This window comes from Duganella sp. 1411 (assembly GCF_017833525.1).
Taxonomy (GTDB): domain Bacteria; phylum Pseudomonadota; class Gammaproteobacteria; order Burkholderiales; family Burkholderiaceae_D; genus Rugamonas.
In genome coordinates this window covers 144,153-167,152 of record NZ_JAFICD010000001.1, presented here as the reverse complement: position 1 = coordinate 167,152, position 23,000 = coordinate 144,153, and the positions used below count along the sequence as shown (strand labels likewise).

Annotated in this window: 14 protein-coding genes; 8 read left to right on the top strand and 6 right to left on the bottom strand. The window is 67.0% G+C overall.

Annotated features, from left to right (window positions below):
- The first annotated feature begins 114 nt into the window (after positions 1-114).
- The 4 genes from JOD97_RS00640 to JOD97_RS00625 all read left to right on the top strand — a co-directional run bounded on the left by JOD97_RS00640 (position 115) and on the right by JOD97_RS00625 (position 4,056).
- Positions 115-1,086, top strand: coding sequence for a MerR family transcriptional regulator (locus JOD97_RS00640; protein ID WP_209712713.1), 972 nt, complete (start codon positions 115-117; stop codon positions 1,084-1,086).
- Between the two features lie 55 nt (positions 1,087-1,141).
- Positions 1,142-1,849 carry a GTP cyclohydrolase I gene (gene folE / locus JOD97_RS00635; RefSeq protein ID WP_209712712.1) on the top strand — a complete coding sequence of 236 codons (708 nt, stop codon included), beginning with the start codon at positions 1,142-1,144 and terminating at the stop codon, positions 1,847-1,849.
- 18 nt (positions 1,850-1,867) lie between these two features.
- Positions 1,868-2,293 carry a BLUF domain-containing protein gene (locus tag JOD97_RS00630; RefSeq protein ID WP_209712711.1) on the top strand — a complete coding sequence of 142 codons (426 nt, stop codon included), beginning with the start codon at positions 1,868-1,870 and terminating at the stop codon, positions 2,291-2,293.
- A 218-nt stretch (positions 2,294-2,511) separates the two neighbouring features.
- Positions 2,512-4,056: a cryptochrome/photolyase family protein gene (locus JOD97_RS00625; RefSeq protein WP_209712710.1), complete on the top strand. Its 1,545-nt coding sequence runs from the start codon at positions 2,512-2,514 to the stop codon at positions 4,054-4,056.
- Positions 4,057-4,198: 142 nt separating this feature from the next.
- Here JOD97_RS00625 and JOD97_RS00620 read toward each other — a convergent pair whose 3' ends face one another.
- Positions 4,199-6,319, bottom strand: coding sequence for a LamG-like jellyroll fold domain-containing protein (locus tag JOD97_RS00620; RefSeq protein WP_229264128.1), 2,121 nt, complete (start codon positions 6,317-6,319; stop codon positions 4,199-4,201).
- Positions 6,320-6,488: 169 nt separating this feature from the next.
- Here JOD97_RS00620 and JOD97_RS00615 point away from each other — a divergent pair, with 169 nt between their 5' ends.
- Positions 6,489-7,535 (top strand): sensor histidine kinase, encoded by a 1,047-nt coding sequence (locus JOD97_RS00615; protein WP_209712709.1) that lies wholly within the window; start codon positions 6,489-6,491, stop codon positions 7,533-7,535.
- A gap of 13 nt (positions 7,536-7,548) precedes the next feature.
- Positions 7,549-8,298 carry a LytTR family DNA-binding domain-containing protein gene (locus JOD97_RS00610; RefSeq protein WP_209712708.1) on the top strand — a complete coding sequence of 250 codons (750 nt, stop codon included), beginning with the start codon at positions 7,549-7,551 and terminating at the stop codon, positions 8,296-8,298.
- Positions 8,299-8,372: 74 nt separating this feature from the next.
- On the opposite strand, the gene JOD97_RS00605 is transcribed toward JOD97_RS00610, so the two are convergent.
- The gene (locus JOD97_RS00605) at positions 8,373-10,028 is read right to left on the bottom strand and encodes a DUF5597 domain-containing protein (protein ID WP_209712707.1); all 1,656 of its coding nucleotides are present in this window, start codon (positions 10,026-10,028) and stop codon (positions 8,373-8,375) included.
- Between the two features lie 459 nt (positions 10,029-10,487).
- On the opposite strand from JOD97_RS00605, the gene JOD97_RS00600 reads away from it, so the two are divergent.
- The gene (locus JOD97_RS00600) at positions 10,488-12,629 is read left to right on the top strand and encodes a beta-galactosidase (protein ID WP_229264127.1); all 2,142 of its coding nucleotides are present in this window, start codon (positions 10,488-10,490) and stop codon (positions 12,627-12,629) included.
- Between the two features lie 221 nt (positions 12,630-12,850).
- Here the strand turns inward: JOD97_RS00600 and JOD97_RS00595 are convergent, their stop codons facing one another.
- Complete coding sequence (locus JOD97_RS00595; protein ID WP_209712706.1) at positions 12,851-15,142, bottom strand: alpha-L-fucosidase; 2,292 nt, start codon at positions 15,140-15,142, stop codon at positions 12,851-12,853.
- Positions 15,143-15,145: 3 nt separating this feature from the next.
- Positions 15,146-17,248 carry a beta-galactosidase gene (locus tag JOD97_RS00590; protein WP_209712705.1) on the bottom strand — a complete coding sequence of 701 codons (2,103 nt, stop codon included), beginning with the start codon at positions 17,246-17,248 and terminating at the stop codon, positions 15,146-15,148.
- Between the two features lie 254 nt (positions 17,249-17,502).
- On the opposite strand from JOD97_RS00590, the gene JOD97_RS00585 reads away from it, so the two are divergent.
- The gene (locus tag JOD97_RS00585) at positions 17,503-20,133 is read left to right on the top strand and encodes a glycoside hydrolase family 3 C-terminal domain-containing protein (RefSeq protein WP_209712704.1); all 2,631 of its coding nucleotides are present in this window, start codon (positions 17,503-17,505) and stop codon (positions 20,131-20,133) included.
- 21 nt (positions 20,134-20,154) lie between these two features.
- On the opposite strand, the gene JOD97_RS00580 is transcribed toward JOD97_RS00585, so the two are convergent.
- Positions 20,155-21,705, bottom strand: a complete 1,551-nt coding sequence (locus tag JOD97_RS00580) for an alpha-N-arabinofuranosidase (protein ID WP_209712703.1) — start codon at positions 21,703-21,705, stop codon at positions 20,155-20,157.
- Entirely contained in the window at positions 21,702-22,907 is a 1,206-nt protein-coding gene (locus JOD97_RS00575; protein WP_209712702.1) for a XylR family transcriptional regulator, read from the bottom strand. Before JOD97_RS00575 ends, JOD97_RS00580 begins: the two co-directional genes overlap by 4 nt.
- Positions 22,908-23,000 lie beyond the last annotated feature (93 nt).

Below are 23,000 nucleotides of genomic sequence, written 5' to 3'. Positions count from 1 at the left end.
GCTGGAGTCGAAAGAAGCCGAAAGCACATTTAAGCCGGTTCAATATCGGTTCAAACCACACAGTGACCCGCAAACTGCTAAAATGCGAATCACAACACACAAAAAGGGACCGACATGCCAAAACCGGAACAGGAACAAAAACCAGAAACGAAGCCCACCGGCTACCGCAGCGGCGTGGCGGCGCGACTGGCTGGCCTGCCGGTGGAAACGCTGCGGGTATGGGAGCGCCGCTATGGCGTCTCCGACGTCGACCGCTCGCCGCACGGCCAGCGCCTGTACTCGGCCGACCAAGTCCGCCGGCTTGGCCTGCTCAAACGCGTGGTCGACCAGGGGCACGCGATCGGCACGGTCGCGCGGCTCGACGCCGACGAACTGATCGCCCTGGCCGGCGCCGCGCCCTCCCCGACGCCTTCGGGAGCCGCCACGCAAACGCTGACGCTCGCCGTCGCCGGCGCCGCGCTGGCGCGCCGGCTAAGCGCCATCCGCACCTCGCCGGGGCTCGACATCGTCGCCAGCTGCGCGCAGCTCGAAGGCGCGGCCGAAGCCATGGCCGGCGTCACGGCCGACGTGCTGCTGATCGAATCGTCCGAAATGAGCGCCGACGCGCTGCCGCAAATCCAGGCCGCGCGCCGCGCGATGCAGGTGCGCACGGTGGTGGTGCTGTACCGCTTCTGCGACAGCGCCACCGTGCGCCGCCTGCGCGAACATGGCTGTCTGGTGGCGCGCGCGCCATCCGACCCCGCCGAAGTGGCCGTCTTATGCGGCACCGCGCTGACCGGCGCGGCGCGGCCGCCTCCCGGCCCGGCCACGGCGGCGGCGCCGCGCCGCCTCGACGACCAGGCGCTGGCGGCGCTGGCGGCATCCTCCTCCAGCATCAATTGTGAGTGCCCGCGCCATCTGGCGGATATACTGACGATGCTGGCGAGTTTCGAACGCTACAGCCTCCAATGCCAAACCCGCAACGCGGCCGACGCGGCGCTGCACGAAGACCTCGCCCGCAGCGCCGGACACGCGCGCGTGATGATGGAGCAGGCGCTGGAACGGCTGGCGTACGCGGAGGGCCTGCCGCTGCCCGACGGCTTTTGACCGCATCGCAACCGCCGCCGCACTTTTTTATTTGAATTTCTGATTGGACTACCGCATGACCACCGAGCAGCCACCGGCATATCGCCCTGCCACCACCACCGCCTCCGAGCGCATCCGCGCGCGTCTGGTCGCCAGCAACACGCGCTTTCACGCCAACGACAACATAGCCGCCTACATCGAGCCCGGCGAGCTGGATCAGTTGCTGGACGAGGTCAGCGGCCATATGCAGAAGGTGCTGGAAAGCCTGGTCATCGACACCGTCAGCGACCATAACACGCAGGACACCGCGCGCCGCGTCGCCAAGATGTACATGACCGAGGTGTTCGGCGGCCGCTACGTCGATATGCCGCCGGTGACCGAGTTCCCCAACGCCGCCAACCTGAACGAGTTGATGATCATCGGCCCGATCACGGTGCGCAGCGCCTGCTCGCACCATCTGTGCCCGGTGATCGGTAAAGTTTGGATCGGCGTCATGCCGAACCAGCACTCGAACCTGATCGGCCTGTCCAAATATGCGCGCCTGGCCAGCTGGATCATGAGCCGGCCGCAGATCCAGGAAGAAGCGGTGGTGCAGCTGGCCGATCTGCTGCAAGAAAAGATGCAGCCGGACGGCTTGGCCGTTATCATGGAGGCGGACCACTTTTGCATGCAGTGGCGCGGCGTCAAGGATATGGATGCGCGCATGATCAACAGCGTCATGCACGGCTCCTTCCTCAAGGACCCGGCGCTGCGGCGCGAGTTCCTGTCACTGATCAAACGCTGATATCACCGGAGAATACGAATGCTCGTCCGACTCTTGTACGCCAGCCGCGCGGCCGTTGACACCCACACGGGCGCGGTCACCGCCATCATGCAGCAATCGCATGCCTACAACCCCAAGCACGGCATCACCGGCGTGCTATGCCACAGCGACCGCTCGTACCTGCAGGTGATCGAGGGCGGGCGCGACCAGGTCAACCGCCTGTACGGAAAAATCCTGCGCGACACGCGCCACACCGACGTGGTGCTGCTGCATTACGAGGAGATCTGCGAGCGCCGCTACTCCGGCTGGACCATGGGGCAGACCAATTTGAACAAGCTCAATCCGGGCACGCTGCTGCGCTACTCGGCAACGGCGGAGTTCGACCCGCATTCGCTGTCGGGCAAAAGCTCGCTGGCGTTGATCGACGAGTTGATGGCGGCGGCCGCGGTGCTGGGCCGCGCCTGAGATGCACCGCGCGTGACAGCGGAAACACGTAGGGCGGATTAGCGCAGCGTAATCGGCCATGCATGCGCCGCCGGCCACTCATCAATGGCCGATTACGGCGTGCCGCCTAATCCGCCCTACGTAAATCAGAAGTAATTGAACCGTCTTTGTACCATTTTTGATGCCGGATCGCGATGCGCGCGCTGGACGGAGGTTTGCGCATCCTCTAAGGTGTCCGCATGAACCGCACAAGCCAACCCACACTCAAGCTGATCCTGGGCGATCAGCTCAATTGCCGGCACAGCTGGTTCGCGCAGGCGCGCGACGACGTGGTCTTCGTCATGATGGAGGTCCGTCAGGAAACCGACTACGTGCTGCATCACGCGCAAAAGATCATCGCCATCTTCGCCGCCATGCGCGACATGGCGCGGCGGCTGCGCGCCGACGGCCACCGCGTCCACTATCTGGCCATCGACGATGCCGACAACCGTCAATCGCTGCCGGCCAACCTCGATCACCTGATCGCGCGCTACAACGCGGCGGCCTTCCACTGGCAAGCGCCGGACGAATGGCGCCTGGACCGTCAGTTGGCCGACTACGCCGCCGGCCTGTCCATCCCGTCGACGATGGACGACACCGAACATTTCTACACCGCCCGCGACGAGGCGGCCCGCCTGTTCGACGGCCACGAGAACTGGCTGATGGAGCGCTTTTACCGCCACATGCGCCTGCGCCACAAGGTGCTGGTGTCGGAGACCGGCAAGCCCGCCGGCGGCCAGTGGAACTTCGACCACGACAACCGCGAAGCCTGGAAAGGCATGCCATGGGAGCCGGCCGACCTGCGCGGGCGCCACGACCACAGCGCCTTATGGAACACGATACAGGCGGCCGGCGCCCGCAGCTTCGGCCAACCGAACGCCGACGATTTCGCCTGGCCGCTGAGCCGCGACGAGGCGCTGGAACAGCTGGAGCGCTTCGTCAAGCACGCGCTGCCGCATTTCGGCCATTTCCAGGACGCGATGAGCTTCAAGGCCTGGCGCCTGTTCCATTCGCTGCTGTCGTTCGCGATGAACAGCAAGATGCTCGATCCGCGCACCGTCATCGAACGCGTGGAGGCGGCGTGGCGCGACGGCGCCGTGCCGCTGGCGTCGGCCGAAGGCTATATCCGCCAGATACTCGGCTGGCGCGAGTATGTGCGCGGCGTCTACTGGCACCGGATGCCGGGCTACGACCGGCTCAACGTCTTCAAGCACACGGCGCCGCTGCCGCACTGGTTCTGGTCCGGCGAGACGCGCATGCGCTGCATGGCGACGGCGATCGGCCAGTCGCTCGAGCACGCGCACAGCCACCACATCAACCGGTTGATGGTGATCGGGAATTTCTCGCTGCTGGCCGGGCTGTCGCCGTACCAGCTGCATCAATGGTATCTGGGCGTGTACATCGACGCGTTCGAGTGGGTGGAGCTGCCCAACACGCTGGGCATGAGCCAGTACGCGGACGGCGGCCTGCTGGCCACCAAACCGTATGTGTCCAGCGCGGCGTATATCGACCGCATGAGCGATTACTGCAAGGGCTGCCACTACGAGAAGAAGGCGCGGATCGGCGAGAAGGCCTGCCCCTATAACGCGCTGTACTGGGATTTCTTTGACCGCAATCGCGAATCGCTGGGCAAGAACAACCGGCTCAACATGGTGTATCTGCAAATCAAACGGATGGACGAGCCGACCCGGCAAGCGTTACGCGAACAGGCCGCCCGTACCCGGGCCACGCTCGCGGATTTATGACGGACAACGGATACACGTAGGGCGGATTAGGCGAACGCCGTAATCCGCCATCTTTGAGCCGCCAACGGCGCATGCATGGCGGATTACGCTTCGCTAATCCGCCCTACGTGTTTTAGATGACCTTACATGGTCCTTCAGGTGGTTACACCGTTCGCCGCGCGGTCAACCACTGCGCCGGCGCCAGCGCGGCGGCGGCCACCCTCACCTCGCCGATATTACCGAAGAAGCCATCCGCCCGCGCGCCATCCCACGAGCCGCCACCGACCACCCACTGCGACGACGCCGACAGCGTCGCCAGCCCGACCACGTTGCTGCTGTTGCGCAGCACCGGCGCGCCTTCCACGTACATGATCGTGTCGTGCGTGACCGGATCGTTGACGATGGCGATGTGCACCCAAGTGCCGGCGATGATCTCGCCCGACCAGTTGGCCATCGCGTCGCGCGCGCCGCTCACGTCCGGCACCACTTCCCACTGCACTTCGCGCAGGCTGGAGATGGCGAACAGCAGCGGCGGCGACTCCGGATCGCCGCCGTCGAAGCCGGCCAGGTCGCCGCGCTTGCCGTCGCGCGTCATGATGTTCATCCACGCGTGCTTGGTCTTGTCCCACGCCTGGTTGATCTTGACGAACGCTTCGATCGTGTAGCCGGTCTTGGCGAACGTCTGGGCGTTGATCGCGGCCGACGGATCGGTGACGAAATAGCTCAGGCGCGGGACGTTCTTGTCGGTGTTGATGAAGCTGACCGACCCGGGCGCCGACGACAGCCGGTGGCGGTCGCTGCTCCAGACGATGTCGCCCGCCTCGGCGCCGACGATGCCGCCCTTGTTGAGCGCGTCCCGCGTCAACGGATTGGCGCCGGTGACGTCGGCGATGCGCGCGCCCGGCGCCACCGACGTGCCCTCGGCGCCGCCGAAGAAGCGCCAGTGCGCCACCGTCGATGCCACTTTGGGATAGTCGTCCGCGTCCTTCGGCGCCACCGGCGCGACCACGGCCGGCTCGGTGTAGCCCTTGAGTACGATCGCCTTGGCCTGCTCGACCAGCGACGACGCCACCGTCGCCTTGCCGGTGCCAAAGGTGGTGTTGAAACGGGCGAAGCGCTTGGCGAAGTTGATGTTGATGGTAAACGCCTCGTTCGGTTCGGTCAGCACCGCGCGGTCGAAGGCGTTGAGCGTGTCGGCCGGCTTCATCGGCACCCACGGCGAGAACGACAGCACCTTGATCTGGTTGTTGGTCAGGTCGAATTCGTACAGGCGCATCAACCCGTTGCCGCCCTGGTAGTCCATCTGGTAGTCGACCACCATTTCCTCGACCGGGTTGCCGAAGTTGTTGGTCTTGGTCAGGTGCGCGGCGCCATGGTGGTGGCCGTTCAAGGTCATGAAGATCTGGTCGTTGTCGCGGATCAGTTTTTCCCACAGCATCTTGCCGTAGTCGGTTTCCAGCGGGCTGAGGGCGTCGGCCGCGATGTTCAGCAGCTGGTGGTTGACCAGGATCACGGGCAGGGTCGGATTGTCGGCCATGACCTTGCGCGCCCAGGCGATACCGGCGTCGGAGATGCGCCACGACAGCGACAGCACCATGAATTTCTGCTCCTGCGCGGTGAAGATGTGGTACTCGTGGAAGCCGCTGCTGTCGCGCGCGCCGAAGGTGGCCTGGCGCTGCGCGCGCTTGGTGCCGAACCATTGCAGGTACGGCTCGTTGGCCAGCACGCGCTGCGCGTCCGTGCCCTTGCTCTGGTCGCCGGTGTAGTCGAGGTCGTTGACGACGTCGTGGTTGCCGGCCAGGATGGAGTACGGCAGTTTGGCCACTTCCAGCACCTGCATGGCGCTGTCGGCCACCTTCCACTGCTCCGGCTTGCCGACCTGGTCGACCACGTCGCCCAGATGGATCAGGAACGGGATGTTGAGCGCCGCCGCGTTGCGCGCCACCCAGTTGGTCTGCGCGGCGAACGGCTCGTTGCCGTAGTGGCGCTGGTATTGGCTGCTTTCCGACGAGGTGGCGTAGCGCGAGTAGAACTGCGTGTCCGGCAACACGGCCAGCGCGAAGCTGGAAATCTGCGTGCTCGGCGGCACCACGACCGGCGCGGTGCCGCCGCCGGCGCTGCCGATGTCGCTGTTGCCACCGCCGCAACCGGCCAGCAGGCCGCCGACCGACAGGCCGGACGCCGAGGCCAGGCCCATCTTGAGCAAGGTGCGGCGCTGTGGCCGCGGCGCGTCGCCGGCTGCGGTGATGGTCTGCGGGGATTTGCTTTTGCCGTGTTCGTTCATGGGACTGGTGCTCGAAAAATAGTGAAGCGCCTAGTCTATTTCTCGACAATGACCTGTTCATGACAAAATGAAAGTCAGTTCAGCTGAAATACCTGATTGGCAACGAAAACAAGCGCTGAACCTCCCATCGATTGCGGTAAAATTCCAAGTCACAACGGAAGGATGCATATTGAAACGTCGGAGAACGCGCCTGCTCGTCGCCGTCGGCGCCTGGTCGGCCATGGGGCTCGTGTTCGCGATACCTTATCTCGCGCGCGGCAACGGCTACAAGGCGCTGCTCGCCAGCATGATCAATTGGTGGTTGTGGGGATTGTTAGCGCCGCTCATCAAGAAATTCGACGACCGGCTCTCCGCCAGCGGCAAGCCGCCGCTGCAAATGCTGGCCGCCCATATCCTGTTCGGGATCGCGCTGCCGGCGCTCTACACCATCATCGTGGCGCCGCTCGAGTATGTCGTTGGCCTCAACAGCTGGAACCCGTGGGTCGAGATGATCGGCGTGCTCGACTGGTTTTTATGGGCCGTGCTCGTACATTGCGTGATCCTCGGCTCGCTGAAGGCCTACCAATACTACCGCCACCATGTGGTCGACGCGCTCAAGCTCGAACGCCTGGAGCGCCGCTTCCTCGAGACCCGGCTCAACGCGTTGCGCATGCAGCTCGACCCGCATTTCCTGTTCAATTCGCTCAACGGCATTTCCGCCTACGTCGAACATGAGCCCAAGCTGGCGCGCAAGATGATCGAGCACCTGGGCGACCTGCTGCGCCTGTCGCTGGCCACGCGCAACCGCCAGGAAGTCACGCTGGCCGAGGAAATGGCCTTCCTCGACCATTACCTGGCGCTGCACCGGATGCGCTTCGAAGACCGCCTGCGGGTCACGCTGGACATCGCGCCGGACGTCGAGCAGGCGTGCATTCCATCGCTGCTGCTGCAGCCGCTGGTGGAAAACGCCATCAGGCACGGCATCGCCGGGCGCGTCACCGGTGGCCGCGTGTCCGTCTCGGCGCGGCGCGCCGGCGACCGGGTCGACATCCGCGTGACCGACGACGGCGTCGGCCTGCCGCCGGACTGGCACATGGCGGCGCCGCAGGGACTGGGCTTGAGCGTGACGCGCGATCGGCTGTCGGCCATGTACTCGGCGGAAGAATACGAGTTCGACGTCGGGCGGCACGCCAGCGGCGGCACCGAAGCGCGCATTTCATTACCGTTCGCCATATAGAAAGAGGTCAAGCATGCCCACGCCATCGATGAAGCCATTGACCGCCCTGGTTGCCGACGACGAGGCGCCCGCGCGGCGCCGCCTCGGCGACTTGTTGCGCAACGTCGCCAACGTGGCCGAGATCATCGAGGCCGCCGACGGCGACTCGGCGGTGCGGCTGATCGAGAGCCGGCGCCCCGACGTGGTGTTCCTGGACATCCAGATGCCCGGCCAGTCGGGCCTGAGCGTGGTCGACGCCGTCGGTCTGGACCGCATGCCCGTCACGGTGTTCGTCACCGCCTACGACCACCACGCGATCAACGCCTTCGAGGCCAACGCCCTCGATTACCTGTTGAAGCCCTTCAGCGACGAACGCTTCGAGGCGACGATGACGCGCATCGGCAAGCGGCTCGACGAACGCCGCCAGAGCGGCGCCGCCGAACCGGAGCGCTGGGACCGGCTGGTGGTCAAGTCGGAAGGCACGACGCAATTCGTCAAGGCGGCCGACATCGACTGGATCGAGGCGGTGGGCGTGTACGTCAATTTGTACATCGGCGGCAAGGCGACGCTGTACCGCGCGCCCATCCACCTGCTGGCCGACAAACTGGACCCGGCCCATTTCGTGCGCATCCACCGCTCGGCGATCGTCAATCTCGAGAGCATCCTGCATCTGGAATCGATCTCGCACGGCGAGTTCGAGGTGGTGCTCAAGCACGGCGGACGCGCCAAAGTCAGCCGGACCTTCCGCGGCCAGCTGGAAAAGCGCCTCGGACAGGCGCTCTAACGCGCCGGTGGCGGCGCGGCGGCGTGCCGCGGATGGCCTTCTCGGATCTCCCGGAGATATACATGGCGTCGCGCTCAGTAGGTGCCCATTTTGACCCGCAGCACGGTCGGGCGTCCCGTCAGATTCAGGCCATGGTCGGTCTGGTCGCCGTTCCAGTTGCGCTGCATGACCCATTTGCCGTCGGCGTCGAAACGCCCCTCCTCGGCGCGCGCGAACATGGCCGGCTTGCCGGCGTTGGCGCCGGTGCCGTGGAACTTGACGCGGGCGTGCTGCCCGAACACGATGAATTCCCCCTCGCCGATCTGGGCCACGGCCACGCCGCCACTGGGCGACTCGGTGCCGGCCGGGATGTCCTTCATGTCGGCCGACTCGGGCTGCTCGCCCATCTGCCACTGGCGGAACGAGACCGTCACGCCCCAGTCCTTGAACGCCATGGTCTGCGGCTTGCGCGCGTCGCTCTCGGCCACGCCCCGGGTGCGCCCCTCGAGCGCCCAGCCGGCCCACAGCCGCTCCATGGGGCGGAACGCCGCGTAGATCTTGCCGAACGGCTCGACCATGGTTTTGTCCGTCAGCTTGTTCCCGAGCGGATAATTGCTGTAGTCGGCATAATCGACACCGAACGGCGCCACACCGATCGCGCCGCGCCCCAGGATCTGGTAGACGTAGCGCGCGTAGACCGGCGCGTTGCCCATCTCCGGCACGAACAGCGCGTTGTCGCCGCGCTGGAAGCGCTCCAGGTTGGACGCGACCCGGTCCGAGTCGGACGCGTACAGGTCGGGCGCGGCGACGTCGATATGCGGCGCGGCGGCCTTGTAGATGTCGATCACGTCGTACGATGGCCCGCCGCTGGCGAAATTGCCTTTCCACGGCGCCATCGGCTCGAGCGGGTCGCGCAGGGCGGCGTTGACGTACATCGGCAGGTTGTAGACGGCGCGCCCGGCCTTGGCGATCTCCTCGATGTAGCTGGCGATCGCATAGGCGTGGAAATACTCGCTGGCGTAGGGGCCGTAGACCTCGGTCCAGGTGCCGGCGGCCGCGCCGGCGACCGGCGGCTTCTTATGTGCCAGCACCGCCGGCGGCACCTGCCGCCTGAACGCGGCCTCCGCCTTGGGCCCGTAGTCGCGCGCGTTGCCGTAGGTGCCCACTTCGTTTTCGACCTGCACCATGATGACGGTGGCGCGCGCCTCGTCGATTTTCTTCAGATGCGTCATCAGGGCGACGAAGGCGCGCTTGTCGGCCTTCATGGTTTCCTCGCCGTGCGGCGACAGGCAATAGGTCACCTTGCCGTCCTTGTCCAGCATGCGCGGGAAGCGCGCGTTGTCGAACTTGACCCACTCGGGCGTGTATTGCGGACTGGTGTTCTTCCAGGTGCCGAACCATAGCAGCACCAGGCGCACCTGCTTCTGGCGCGCCTGCTCGACCAGCGTGTCGACATAGCTGAAATCGAACTTGCCCTCGACCGGCTCGATCTGCTCCCACGCCACCGGGATCTCCAGCGTGTTGGCGTGGGCGTCCCTGACCGCGTCCCATACCTGCCCGAGGGCGTCGGGGTAGTTGCTGGAATTGTGCGTCTGCACGCCGACCATCGTGAACGGTTTGCCGTCGACGATCAGCGCATGGCGGCCGTCCTTCTGCAGCAGGTAGGGGGTGGCCGACGGCGCGGCGGCCCCGGCGTTGGCGGCGAGCCAGGACAGCGCGCACAGGGCAGTCAAGCGGTTTAATTTTTTCATATGCGTGGATCGATGAGGGATTGGCAATCGTCGGGAAACTGCGCCACGCCGGCCGCTATGGCCGTCCTTTGAAGGGTGTTCATTCGGGCTGTCTCCAATTTTTATGGTCTTGGTACAAGATGCAAGCGGCCATTCTGTTCACGACACCCGAGCGCAACAAGTCCAAAAATCACCAGTCCGGACAACAAAATCACACAATCTGGCAACCCCGTGCCCCGCAAAATCATTGCGGCGGTTGGTGAACTTAGTAATTGCAGCCGGTGGGGCAGGCCGTCAAAATGACCGCCAAACCAAGAGTTCCTCTAAACCACGTAGGGCGGATTAGCGCAGCGTAATCGGCCATGCATGCGTCCCGGCGACGCACGCATGGCCGATTACGGCGTTCCGCCTAATCCGCCCTACGAAAACGGCCGCCGGCGGCGCATCGGCGGACGGACCAACATTCACCAGGGAGATTTCATGCTGCTTAAGCGAACAGTTCTACTCGTAGCGTCGTCGTTGGCGATCGCCTCCGCCGCGCTGGCCGCGCCAGCCACGGTGCGCGCCCCCAGCGCGACGCCGCCCGAGTTTCCAACCATCCTGTACGGAGCCGCCTACTACCACGAATACATGCCCACCGACCGCCTCGACAAGGACGTGGCGATGATCAAGGCGGCCGGCTTCAACGTGGTGCGCCTGGGCGAATCGACATGGAGCCTGTGGGAGCCGGAGAACGGCCGCTTCGAGTACGCCTGGATGGACCGCGTGATCGACGCCATGGGCAAGGCCGGCATCAAGGTCATCATGGGCACGCCGACCTACTCGCTGCCGGCGTGGATGGCGCGCCAGCATCCGGAGATCCTGGCGCGCAAGTCCAACGGCGTGCGCAACAACTACGGTATGCGCCAGAACATGAACACCGACGCCCCGGCCTACCGCTTCTACGCCGAACGGCTGATCCGCCGCATCGTCGCGCGCTACAAGGACAACCCGGCCGTCATCGGCTGGCAGGTCGACAACGAAACGTCGAGCTACGGCGCCAGCAACGACGACGTGTTCGTCGGCTTCCAGCGTTACCTGGAGAAAAAGTTCGACACGCCCGAAAACCTCAGCAAGGCCTGGTTCCTGAACTACTGGGGCCAGGACCTGCACAGCTGGGCCGACCTGCCCACCGCCGACGGCGCGCAAAGCACCGGCTACAAGCTCGAATGGTCGCGCTGGAGCCAGATGCGCGTGACCGACTTCCTGAGCTGGCAATCGGCGCTGGTGCGCGAGCACGCCTCGCCGCGCCAGTTCGTCACCCACGACTTCGCCGGCGCCATGCACAGCGACGTCAACGAGGGCGCGGTGGCCGCCGCGCTGGACGTCGCCGGCGTCAACATCTACCACTGGTCGCCGCAGGAGCAGTACGACGGCGCCCAGCAGACCTTGCAGGCGGACTTCACGCGCGCGCTCAAGCGCGGCAACTTCCTGGTCATCGAGACCAACGCCCAGACCACCGACTGGAGCTCCTCGTTCCAGTACCCGCCGTACGACGGCCAGTTCCGCGAGGACGTCTACACGCACCTGTCGAACGGCGCCAACATGGTCGAGTACTGGCACTGGGCGTCGATCCACGCCAACCAGGAAACCTACTGGAAAGGCGTGCTGTCGCACGACCTCGAGCCGAACCGCGCCTACGCGGAGATGAGCCGCACCGGCCATGAGCTGCAAAAGATCGGCCCGCGCCTGGCCAACCTCAAGCTGCGCAGCGACGTCGCCATCCTGTGGAGCCGCGACTCGCTCAACGCCCTCAACGACATGCCGTTCGCCAAGGATTCGCAATGGGGCGGCGGCGGCAGCAAGGCCGACTACGGCTCGCTGGTGCGCCAGCTGCACCGCTCGCTGTACGACCTGAACGTCAGCGCCGACTTCGTGTTCCCGGAGGCGCAGGACTTCTCGGCGTACAAGGTGCTGATCGTGCCGTCGCTGTACGTGGCCGACGACGCGCTGCTGGCGCGCATCAACGACTACATCCGCAAGGGCGGCCGCGTGCTGATGACCTTCAAGAGCGGCTTCACCAACGAGAACACGGCGGTGCGCTGGACCATGGCGCCTGGGCCGCTGCGCGAGGCGCTCGGCTTCCACTACCAGGAGTTTTCCAACCTGGCGCAGCCGCTCAAGCTGAAGGACGATCCGTATAAGACGGGTGGCGAAAACACGGTGCGGCACTGGGCCGAGTTCCTGCAGCTGGACACGGCCAAGGCGCTGGCCTATTACGACCACCCGTTCTTCGGACGCTGGCCGGCCATCACGTCGAACCAGTACGGCGCCGGCAAGGTGGTCTACGAGGGCACCTACCTGTCGGACAAGCTGCAGACGGAGGTGGTGCGCTCGGTGCTGCAGGAGGCGGGGTTGACGGGACCGGACCAGCAGCTGCCGGCCAAGGTGCGGGCGCGTTCGGGTGTCAACAGCTTCGGTCGCGCGGTGCATTACTACTTCAACTATTCGGGCGAGGAAGTGAGCTTCGACTACCGGCACCGGGGTGGCACCAACCTGCTGACGTCGGGGCGGGTCGGGTCGAACGACAAGGTGACGCTGGCGCCGTGGGATCTGGCCATCGTCGAGGAAAGCGCGAAGTAAGAAGCGAACGGGTAACGCGGGCGTGTTGGCGGCTCGTCGATGGCGGATTACGGCGTTCCGCCTAATCCGCCCTACGTATCTCCGCGACGGAGCGGCCACCGCACGCAACCTAGCGCGGAAGCCCCCCCGCCGCACCCGAATCAATCTGGAATCACGTAGGGCGGATTAGCGAAGCGTAATCCGCCATCGAAGTGCCGCCAACGGCCCCTCACCTCCCCCAATCACTCCCCCTCGGCCGGAATAACCGACAACTCCGCCGCATTGGTCCAGCCATTGCGCCACACATCATCCAGCGCCGTGAACCTGAAATAGCGCGCCCGCACCGGCGCAAAGCGCGCCTGCTGCAAATCCGGATTATTGCGCACATTGGCGAACGTCCCACGCTCGATGGCGGTCGTCCAGCGCACACCATCCTCGCTGACCTCGAAACGGAAATTCTCCACCGTACCGTTAAGCTGTCCGTCCTGGCGCGGCAGATACACCACGCCGGCGATCCGCCGCCGCTGGCCCATGTCAACCGTGACCGCGCGCGGCGCCTTGGTCTCGGCCGTCCACTGCCCCTCCCAATACGTGCCCGGATCGCCGTCGATGGCCAGCGCCGCGTTGCCGGCGTCGCCATCGGCCACCACCACCTGCCAACCGCGCGGCGACAATCCTATGAAATCGCGCGTGCCGACGACGCCGAGCCGGCCGCCGGGCAGCACCCGCGCGGCCTTGACCACACCGCTCGCCACCGCCAGCGGCGCGCCATAGACGGGCGATCCGGCACGGGGCGCCGTGCCGTCCGTGGTGTAGACGATGGCGCCGCCGGCCGGATGGCTGAGCGCCACCTTGCCGTCGGCGTCGCGCTCGGCGATAACCGGCGGCAGCAGATCGGTCGATTGCAGATACAGTCCCACCTCGGCCAGGGTCGGATGCAGCCGCGCGCCGGTGATCCGCACCCGCACGCGGTCGGTGCTGACCGGCGCGCGCAGGCGCACCAGCCGCCGGTGGCCGACCGTGGTCAGCGCATCCGAGGCGATCGGTTCGGCCGCCACCCACGCGGCGCCGTTCCAGGTCTCGATGACGAACGATTCGATGCGCTGTCCGCGCCGGTCGACCGCCTCCTGCAGCGACACGACGTCGAACTTGACCGCTTTCGGCATGGTCAAGGTCAGCGCGCCGCCGTCGCGCCCGGCAGCCTCCCACCAGGTGTCGAGTTTGCCATCCAGCGCGGACGTGGCGCCGTGGCCGCGCGCCGCCTGGTCGGCCGTCACCCTGGCGCCGGCGGCCAGATTGGTGGCGAAGGTGGTGTCGACGATTTCCGCCATCTGGCCGAGCGCCTGGACCTGGTCGTCCGGCACCAGGCCGCGGTTGTCGGGCGACAGGTTCAGGATCAGGTTGCCGTTGCGGCCGATCGACGAATAGTAGATGTCCACCAGCTGCGTGACCGGGCGCGGACGCTTGTCGCGCGCCCAGAACCATTGACCGTTGGCCAGCATCGTGACGTTGGTCTCGGCCGGATACCACCACAGGTGCGAGCCCGGCGTGAGCTGCGCCCGGTGGCCGAGGTCGCCGTGCATGTCGGGCCAGGTGAAATCGCCCGGCGCGGTCGGCAGCGGCACCACGCTCCACTCGGTGGTGCGGCCGTAGCCGCTTTCCGTGCCGACCCAGCGCACGTCCGGCCCCTTGCCCATGATGACGGCGTCGGGCTGCAGCTTGCGGATCAGGTCGTACCAGGCGCCGTAGTCGTAGGCCTGTTGCACGCTCGGGTCCGGATTGGCGCCGTCGAACCAGACCTCGTGCACTGGGCCGTATTGCGTCAGCAGCTCGTACAGCTGGTTGAGGAAGTAGCGGTTGTAGTCGTCGACCTCGTAGCTGTAGGACTTGAAGCCCGGCGCCGGCGCGCGGCCCTTGGACGGGTCGCCCTTGAAGCTGGCGGGATCGGTGGGGATCGTCGTTTTCAGTTTCGGGCTGCCGTTGCCGTAGTAGCCGGCCGGGTTGACCGGGTTGGTGCGCAACTGGTACAGGTCGGCCGGCGACAGGTAGATGCCCAGCTTGACGCCGTCGGCGCGCGCGGCGTCGGCCACCTCGCGCACCAGGTCGCCCTTGCCGCCGCGCCAGGGGCTGGCCGCCGACGAGTGCCCGGTGTAGCGGCTGGGCCACATGGCGAAACCATCATGGTGCTTGGCCACCAGCACGAGCATCTTGCCGTCGAGCTGCTTGACCGAGCGCAGCCACTGCTTGGCGTCCAGCGCGGGCGGGTTGAAGATGGCCGGGTCCTCGCGCCCGCTGCCCCACTCCACCTGGTTGAAGGTGTTGACGCCGAAGTGCAGGAAGAAGGTGCGCTCGAGCCGCATCCACGCGCTCTGGTTCGGGCGCGGCAGCACCTTGGCCGCCTTCTCGGCGATCACGGCGTCGGTATCGCCCGGCGCGATGACGTGTTCGGTCGCATACGGAATGGTTGGGGTGGCGGCGATGGCCGTCGGCGCGAACGCCAACGCCAGCGCCGCAACGAGTGCGTTTCGTTTCATGGATTATTTCCCCAATAAGTCGACGCCCAGCGGCTCGAGCCGCAGCGTGCCGGAAAACTGCTTGCCCGAGAGCACGCCCGTCATGGCGCCATCGATCGCCACGTCCTTCGCCTCGGCGGTGGTGTTGACATACAGCACGCGGCCGTCGACGGCGCGCGCGTAGACGCCGTCGGGCGTCTTCGGTCCGGGCACGATGCCCAGGCTGGCGTACAGCTGGCGGTACAGCGGCCCCATGATCTCGCGCTGGGCCGGCGTGGCGACATAGATCGCCCGTCCCTTGCCGTAGCGGTTGACGGTGATCGACGGCGGCGTGCCGTCGACGTTGGAAAAGCGCGCCAGCGTCTCGGCGGTCGACGGCTCCAGCACCTCGTAGTGGCCGTTCGAGCCCTTGACCTCCTCGTCGCCGATCCGGGTGACCAGGGTGCCTCCGTTGTAGAACTCGTTTGTGCGCAGGCCGAAGACGTCGGTCAGGCCGCCCGGCAACGGCGTGGCGTGCCATTGGTTGTTGCCGTCGACCTTGGCCGAGACGGCGGTCATGATGACGGTGCCGCCATCGCCGACGAACTTGCGGATCGCCTCCGTGGCGGCGCGGTCGAGCAGGTACATGCCCGGCACCACCAGCAGCTTGTAGCGGCCCAGGTCCTCGTGCGCGATGTTGATGACGGCCGCGTCGATGTTGTCCTTCAACAGCGGCGCGAAGGCGTTGTGCGCCTGCGTCATGTAAGGCGTGGTCAGATACTGGCGCACCGAGTTGGTCGCCTGCGGCCCGGCCGGGTTGGTCGCCTGCATATTGTCGAATGAGTAGGCGAACGCCACCTTCGGCGCGGTCATGCGCGGGAAGCCGAGCTTTTCCAGCTTGGCGAAGTCGGCCGCGATGGTGGCGAACTCGGCCAGCTTCCACGACGGCCGGTCGTCATGGTCGAGCAGGCCGAACAGCGCTTGCTCCTCGCCGCCCAGGTGGCTGTTGTAGGTCCACGCCATCGCCGCCTGCGACCCCAGCAACAGGCCGAAGTGGGCCCACATGCGCGAGCGCCCCTTGGTGCCGTAGTAGCCGGGGCCGCCGGCGGTGAATTCGTTGAACCAGATCGGCGTCGACATGCCGGCCTTCATCATCAGCGCCTCGAAACCGGCGCCGACCGGCTCGCCCGGATAGAAGCCCATCGCGCCGTAGTTGGCGTACCCGCGGTAGGTGGACAGGTAGTCGAAGCCCTTGCGCCCGGCGCTGTCCCACAGGTTGGACATGGCCGGCTTGTCCGGCGTGTTCTTGCGGCGCACCGCGTCGAGCCCCTTGAGCACGCCGATGTTGACCTCGGACCAATAGCGGCGCAGGTCCAGCTGGCGCTCGAACGGGCCGGGGCCGTCGGCGTACGGCAGGCGCACCTCGTCCCAGACGTTGATCTTGCGCGACCAGCGCTGCGTGGCCCAGGCCTTGTTGAGCGCGGCGATGGTGCCGTATTTCTTTTGCAGCCAGACGATGAAACGCTTGCGGTCCGCCTCCGAGTACGAAAGGTAGCCGTTGCCGATCTCGTTGTTGTAGCCGATCATCTTGAGCGCCGGATGGTGGGCGTAGCGCTTGGTCAGCGTGTCGGCCAGGCGGGTCAGCAGGCGCTGGTAGTCGGGATCGCTGTTATTGTCCATGTAGCGCTCGGCCGGGTCGAGGCGCGTGCCCTGCTGGCTGACCAGGTCGACGCCGGGATAGCGGTGGTGCAGCCACAGCGGCGCCGGCTGGCCGGGGATGTCGAGGATGACCTGGATGCCGGCGGCGTGCATGCGGTCCATGATCCAGTCGAACTCGGCGAATTCGAACTTGCCCTCGGACGGCTCGAAATAGTCCCACGACAGGTCGCCCATGCGCACCACCTTGAAGCCCGATTGCTTCATCAGGTCGATGTCGCGCCCGATCTGTTCGCGGCTGCGGTCGACTGGCTGGTAGCAGGTGCCGACGAACAGCTGGCCGGCGCCGGGCCAGCCGGGATGGGCGTCGGCGCCGTGCGCCGGCGCGTGCACGCCGCCCAGCGCGGCGAGCGCCAGCGCGCAGGCGGCGGCGAGTTTTCCGAGTTGGACGGCAACCGGTTTGCCCGGCTCGTTCGTTACAAAATACCGCATCGTTCTGGTCTCCATATTATTACTTTTAGTGGCATCGCTTAGCGCTGCGATGCTAGCACCTCCCCCATGCCGCCGGCACGGCGCCAAAGTCGGTTGCAAAATATTGTTCGACCGTCTGGTGATTTATATGACGCCGCGTTACAAAAATTATCAATTCCGCCAACAATTTATCGCAACGAGAATCGACGCGGCCGCTGGCCTGAATCGACGGTGCTAACATCGCGCCGACATCAACCAGCCGGTCAAGAAAATCAATGAAACGTCACCACAAATCCGCCCTGGCGGCCGCCACGGCCCTGGCATTGGCCCTGCTCGCCCACCAGGCGACCCCGCAAACGCCGGCCGATCCCGCGCGGCGCGCCCGGGACCTGCTCGCGCGCATGACGCTGGAAGAAAAAGCCGCCCAGCTGCAACACGATGCGCCCGCCATCGCCCGCCTGGGCATCCCCGGCTACAACTGGTGGAACGAGGGCCTGCACGGCGTGGCCCGCGCCGGCAACGCCACCGTCTTCCCGCAGGCCATCGGCCTGGCGGCGACATGGAACAACGACCTCGTGGCGCGGGTCGCCGACACGGTCGGCACCGAGTTCCGCGCCAAGTACCTGGAAACCGTCGGTGCCGACGGCGGCACCGGCATCTACCGCGGCCTGACGGTGTGGTCGCCGAACGTCAACATCTTCCGCGATCCGCGCTGGGGCCGGGGACAAGAGACCTACGGCGAAGACCCCTACCTGAGCGCGCGCATGGGCGTGGCCTACATCCACGGCCTGCAGGGCGCCGACGCCGGCGCGCCCAAGGTCTCGGCCACCGTCAAGCACCTCGCCGTGCACAGCGGCCCGGAGGCGGACCGCCACCGCGACGACATCCATCCGTCGCGCCACGACCTGGTCGAGACCTATCTGCCAGCCTTCCACGCCGCCGTGACCGAGGGCCACGTGCTGTCGGTGATGTGCGCCTACAACGCCGTCGACGGCGTGCCGGCCTGCGCCAACACGTCGCTGCTCAACGACTACCTGCGCGGCGCGTGGAAGTTCCAGGGCCACGTCGTCTCCGACTGCGGCGCGGTGGCCGACATCCACTCGGACGGCGCGCACCGCTACACCACGACGCCGGAGCGCGCGGTCGCGCTGGCGATCCAGGCCGGCACCGACGTGATGTGCGAGTTCGGCGGCAGCCCGACGGCCAACCCGGCCACCACGGTGCGCGCGGTGCGGCAAGGCCTGCTGGCCGAGGCCGACGTCGACCGCGCCGTGCTGCGCCTGCTCGAGGCGCGCATCCGCCTCGGCCTGCTCGAGCCGGCCGCGCAACGGCCGTTCAAGCAGATCGGCCCCAAGGACTACGACACGCCGGCCCACCGGGCGCTGAACCTGGAGACGGCTCGCCAGTCGCTGGTGCTGCTGAAAAACGACGGCGTGCTGCCGCTAAAGCGCGCGCCGCGCCGCATCGCCGTGATCGGCCCGAACGCCGACAGCGTCGACGCGCTGGTCGGCAACTACAGCGGCACGCCGTCGCGCCCGGTCACGGTGCTGGCCGGCCTGCGCGCCAGGTTCCCGGCGGCGCGGGTGACCCACGTCGAGGGCACCGGCTGGGTGGCGCCGCCGCTGCAGGACGTGCCGCCGTCGGCGCTGTGCCGCGACCAGTCCTGCGCCCTGCCCGGCCTCCAGCTCGAACGCTTCGACAACCTGGACCTGGAGGGCGCGCCGGTCGCCGTCGAGGACAGCGCCGGCGCCGACCTCAAATGGGGCTGGCCCGACAACCGCGACCGCAAGACCTCCACGCGCTGGCGCGGCTACCTGCGCGCCGGCGAGAACGGCGCCCACCATTTCCGCATGAAGAGCAACCAGGGCTACCGCATCCGCGTCGACGGCCGCATGGTGGCCGACATGTGGGACATCGCCTGGCCGACCTCCAAAACCTCGATCGACCTGGTGGCCGGCCAGGTCTACCGGATCGAGGTCGAGGCGCGGCAGAGCGGCTGGGACGGCGAGCAGCGGCTGCAATGGACCAAACCCAGCTTCGACGACACGGCGGCGCTGGACGCGGCGCGCGAGGCCGACCTGGTGGTCTTCGTCAGCGGCCTGAACTGGCAACTGGAAGGCGAGGAAATGACGGTGCACGCGCCCGGCTTCGCCGGCGGCGACCGCACCAGCATCGACCTGCCGGCTCCGCAGGAGGCGCTGCTGCAACGGCTGGCCGCCGTCGGCAAGCCGCTGGTGGTGGTCAACCTGAGCGGCAGCGCCATGGCGCTGAACCTGGCCGACAAGCAGGCGCCGGCCATCATCCAGGCCTGGTATCCGGGCGGCGAAGGCGGCCGCGCCGTGGCCGAGCTCATCGCCGGCGACTTCAGCCCCGCCGGCCGCCTGCCCGTGACGTTCTACAAATCGGCCGCCGACCTGCCGCCGTTCAAGGACTACGGCATGCGGGGGCGCACCTATAAATATTTCAAGGGGCAGGCGCTGTACCCGTTCGGCTACGGGCTGAGCTACACGCGCTTCACCTATGCGGCCAAGGCGGGCCTGCCCAAGGTGGTGCGCGCCGGCGAGGCGGCCACGGTCGCCGTCGACGTGCGCAACGACGGCCGGCGCGCCGGCGACGAGGTGGTGCAGCTGTATGTCACCCGGCCGGGCGCGGCGGCGCCGATCCGCACGCTGGCCGGCTTCACCCGCGTCACGCTCAAACCGGGCGAAAAGCGCACCGTGACGTTCCCGCTCGACGCCAAGGCGCTGAGCACCGTCGACGCGGCGGGCAACCGTGGCGTTGAAGCGGGCGCCGCCTACCTGTGGATAGGCGGCGGCCAGCCGGCGCCGGCGACGCCGGCGCGTCCCTCGTCCGGCGTGGCGTTGAAACTGATGGTCGAGGGACGCGTCGACCTGCCGGCGTTCTGATCGGCACCGGCCGCGCCGCGGCTACCGCACGGCGACGACCACGATCGATTTGGGCGGCAGCTTCAGCAACAGCTTGCCGCCTTCGGCCCTGGCCTCGTACGGCGCCGGCTTGACCGCCGCGGGCGCCGCGTAGGTGTTGTGGGCGTCCATCGCGGCGGCCGTCAGCACCGTGCCGGACGCCGAGCCGGCCCGGCCGCCGGCGACGTCGACGGCGACGTCGGCCCGCTCCCCCGGATTGGTGTTGACCAGCGCCAGATACAACTGGCCGTCCTTGCCGCGCGCGGCGGAGGCGCTGACGGCGGGAATGGCCAGGCCGCCGAACGCGTACTGTGGATTATGCTCAAGCTTGACCGGCACCGAGGTCGCGTCCTGGAACGGCACGTACATGCGGAACGCGTGGTAGGTCGGCGTGAGCACCATCTTGTCGCCGTCGGTGCGTATCATGGCCTGCAGCACATTGACCATCTGCGCGATGCTGGTCATGCGCACGCGGTCGGCATGGGCGTGGAAGATGTTGAAGTTGAGCGCGGCCACCATGGCGTCGCGCAGCGAGTTCTGCTGGACCAGGAAGCCCGACCTGCTGCCGGCCTCGGCGTCGTACCACGTGCCCCACTCGTCGACCGCGAAGGACAGCCGCTTGTGCTGGTCGTGCAGGTCCATTTTGGCGGCGTTGTTGGTGATGAAATCGTCCATGCGGCGCGTGTTGCTCAGCGTGCTGATCCACTGGGCCTCGCCGAAGCCGGTCGCGCCGTACTTGCCGTCGGCATCCGGGCCCGGCGAGGTGTAATAGTGGAAGGAGACGCCGTCGAAACGGCCCGTGCGTAGGCGCGCGCTCAGATGCTCGCTCCAGCTGGTGTCGTCGTCATGGCCGCCGGCGGCGATGAATTGCGTCTTGTTGCCGCCGCCGGGATGCAGGAAGGTGGCGTAGCGGCTGTACTCGTCGGCGTAATGCCCGACGCTCATGTTGCCGCCGCAGCCCCAGGCTTCATTGCCGATGCCGAAGAAGGCCAGCTTGAACGGCGCCGGATGGCCGTTGGCAGCGCGCAGCGTGGCCAGGCTCGACTTGCCGTCCGCCGTCATGTACTCGACCCACTCGGCCATCTCTTGCGGGGAGCCGGTGCCGACGTTGCCGTTGACATAGGCGTCGGCGCCGAGCTGCTCGACCAGCTCGAAAAATTCGTGGGTGCCGACGCTGTTGTATTCCTCCACCCCGCCCCAGTTGGTGTTGACGCGCACCGGCCGCGCGGCGCGCGGACCGATGCCGTCGCGCCAATGATACTGGTCGGCGAAGCAGCCGCCCGGCCAGCGCACCAGCGGCACCCGCAGGGCCTTGAGCGCGCCGACGACGTCGTTGCGCCAGCCCCGGGTGTTGGGAATGCGGGACTCCGGCCCCACCCACAGGCCGCCGTAGATGCCGGTGCCCAGATGCTCGGCGAACTGCCCGTAGACGTACTTGCTGATGACCGGCCCCGGCGTGGCGGCTTCGATCGTCAGGCCGATCTCGGCCGCCGACGCGCTCGCCAGCGCCGCCATCACGCCGGCGGCCAACACGGAAAATCTGATGAACTTCATGCTTGTCTCTTCGTTGTGGTGAATCTTTCGCCCAGCGCCCAATCGCGGTAGGCGCACGGCGTGCAGCCCAGTTCGCGCTTGAACACCAGGTGCATATACTGGGTCGAGCCGAAACCGCACGCCAGGGCGACGTCGGCGATGCTGCGCGCGCCGCTGGCCAGGCCGCTCTTGGCGGTGTCGAGCTTGAGCCGCAACACCTCGTCGTGCACGCTGCATCCGAGCGCCTGGCGAAAATGGGCTTCGAGCGAGGAGCGCGACACGCCCACGTAGTCGGCGACGTCGGTGGTCCTGATGCCCTGACAGGCGTAGCGGGCGATGAAATAGCGCGCGCGCATGACGTAGGGATGCATGGCCGGCTGGTGCTGGCTCGACGCCAGCACGTTGATGCCGGCCGGCGGCACCAGGATGCGGGCCTCGCCGACGCGGTCGCCGTGCAGCATGCGCTCGAGCAGCTGGGCCGCGCGGCGCCCCATCTCCGGCGCCCCCTGGATCACCGAGCTGAGTGGTATCCTGGTGAGCATGCGCACCAGCGGATCGTTGTCGATGCCGATCAGCGCCACCTCTTCGGGCACCTTGATGCCGGCGCTCAGGCAGGCTTGCAGCAACTGGCGCGCCCGCGCGTCGGTGACGGCGATGATGCCGACCGGCTTGGGCAGGCCGCGCAGCCAGGCGGCCTGGCGTTGCAGCGCCTCGTCCCACGATGGCGCGCTGGTGCCGCAGCCACGGAAGATCTCGACCTCCAAGCCGTCCCGCAGCATCAAGGCGCGGAAGGCCCGCTCGCGCTCCTGCGCCCAGCGGTTCTCCACCGCCTCGGGCAGGCTGAACATGGCGAAGCGGCGCAGCCCGCTATCGATCAGGTGGCCGTGCGCCAGCTTGATCAGCTTGAAATTGTCGGTCGCCACGTACGGCACGCCGTGCGGATAGTCGGCGTCGCCGGCGTACGAGCTGCCCACGCCCACCACGGGAACCCGGCATCGCGACAGCGCCGCCGCCACCGTCGGGTCGTCGAAGTCGGCGATGACGCCGTCGCCGCGCCACTGCTCGATGCCGGACAGGCGCAGGCGGAAGTCCTCCTCCAGGAACAGATCCCAGGGCGCGCGGGTGCCGCCCAGATAGCCGGCGATGCCGGACATGACCTCGCGGTCGAAGGTCTTGTTGGCGTTGAACAGCAACGCGATCCGGTGTGCCTTCTTGGCCGTCATCAGATTGTCTCCCCACTATTATTTTATTTATTCGACATCGGCTCGGTGGCGCCGTCGAGGGGGCCGGAGCGGTCGATGCCGGCAGGATGCCCA

What these genes read in the sequence shown, in the direction of transcription:
- JOD97_RS00640 (WP_209712713.1), top strand. Translation starts at nt 115, where the DNA reads ATGCCAAAACCGGAACAGGAACAAAAACCAGAAACGAAGCCCACCGGC.
- folE (WP_209712712.1), top strand. Translation starts at nt 1,142, where the DNA reads ATGACCACCGAGCAGCCACCGGCATATCGCCCTGCCACCACCACCGCC.
- JOD97_RS00630 (WP_209712711.1), top strand. Translation starts at nt 1,868, where the DNA reads ATGCTCGTCCGACTCTTGTACGCCAGCCGCGCGGCCGTTGACACCCAC.
- JOD97_RS00625 (WP_209712710.1), top strand. Translation starts at nt 2,512, where the DNA reads ATGAACCGCACAAGCCAACCCACACTCAAGCTGATCCTGGGCGATCAG.
- JOD97_RS00620 (WP_229264128.1), bottom strand. Translation starts at nt 6,319, where the DNA reads ATGAACGAACACGGCAAAAGCAAATCCCCGCAGACCATCACCGCAGCC.
- JOD97_RS00610 (WP_209712708.1), top strand. Translation starts at nt 7,549, where the DNA reads ATGCCCACGCCATCGATGAAGCCATTGACCGCCCTGGTTGCCGACGAC.
- JOD97_RS00605 (WP_209712707.1), bottom strand. Translation starts at nt 10,028, where the DNA reads ATGAAAAAATTAAACCGCTTGACTGCCCTGTGCGCGCTGTCCTGGCTC.
- JOD97_RS00600 (WP_229264127.1), top strand. Translation starts at nt 10,488, where the DNA reads ATGCTGCTTAAGCGAACAGTTCTACTCGTAGCGTCGTCGTTGGCGATC.
- JOD97_RS00595 (WP_209712706.1), bottom strand. Translation starts at nt 15,142, where the DNA reads ATGAAACGAAACGCACTCGTTGCGGCGCTGGCGTTGGCGTTCGCGCCG.
- JOD97_RS00590 (WP_209712705.1), bottom strand. Translation starts at nt 17,248, where the DNA reads ATGCGGTATTTTGTAACGAACGAGCCGGGCAAACCGGTTGCCGTCCAA.
- JOD97_RS00585 (WP_209712704.1), top strand. Translation starts at nt 17,503, where the DNA reads ATGAAACGTCACCACAAATCCGCCCTGGCGGCCGCCACGGCCCTGGCA.
- JOD97_RS00580 (WP_209712703.1), bottom strand. Translation starts at nt 21,705, where the DNA reads ATGAAGTTCATCAGATTTTCCGTGTTGGCCGCCGGCGTGATGGCGGCG.
- JOD97_RS00575 (WP_209712702.1), bottom strand. Translation starts at nt 22,907, where the DNA reads ATGACGGCCAAGAAGGCACACCGGATCGCGTTGCTGTTCAACGCCAAC.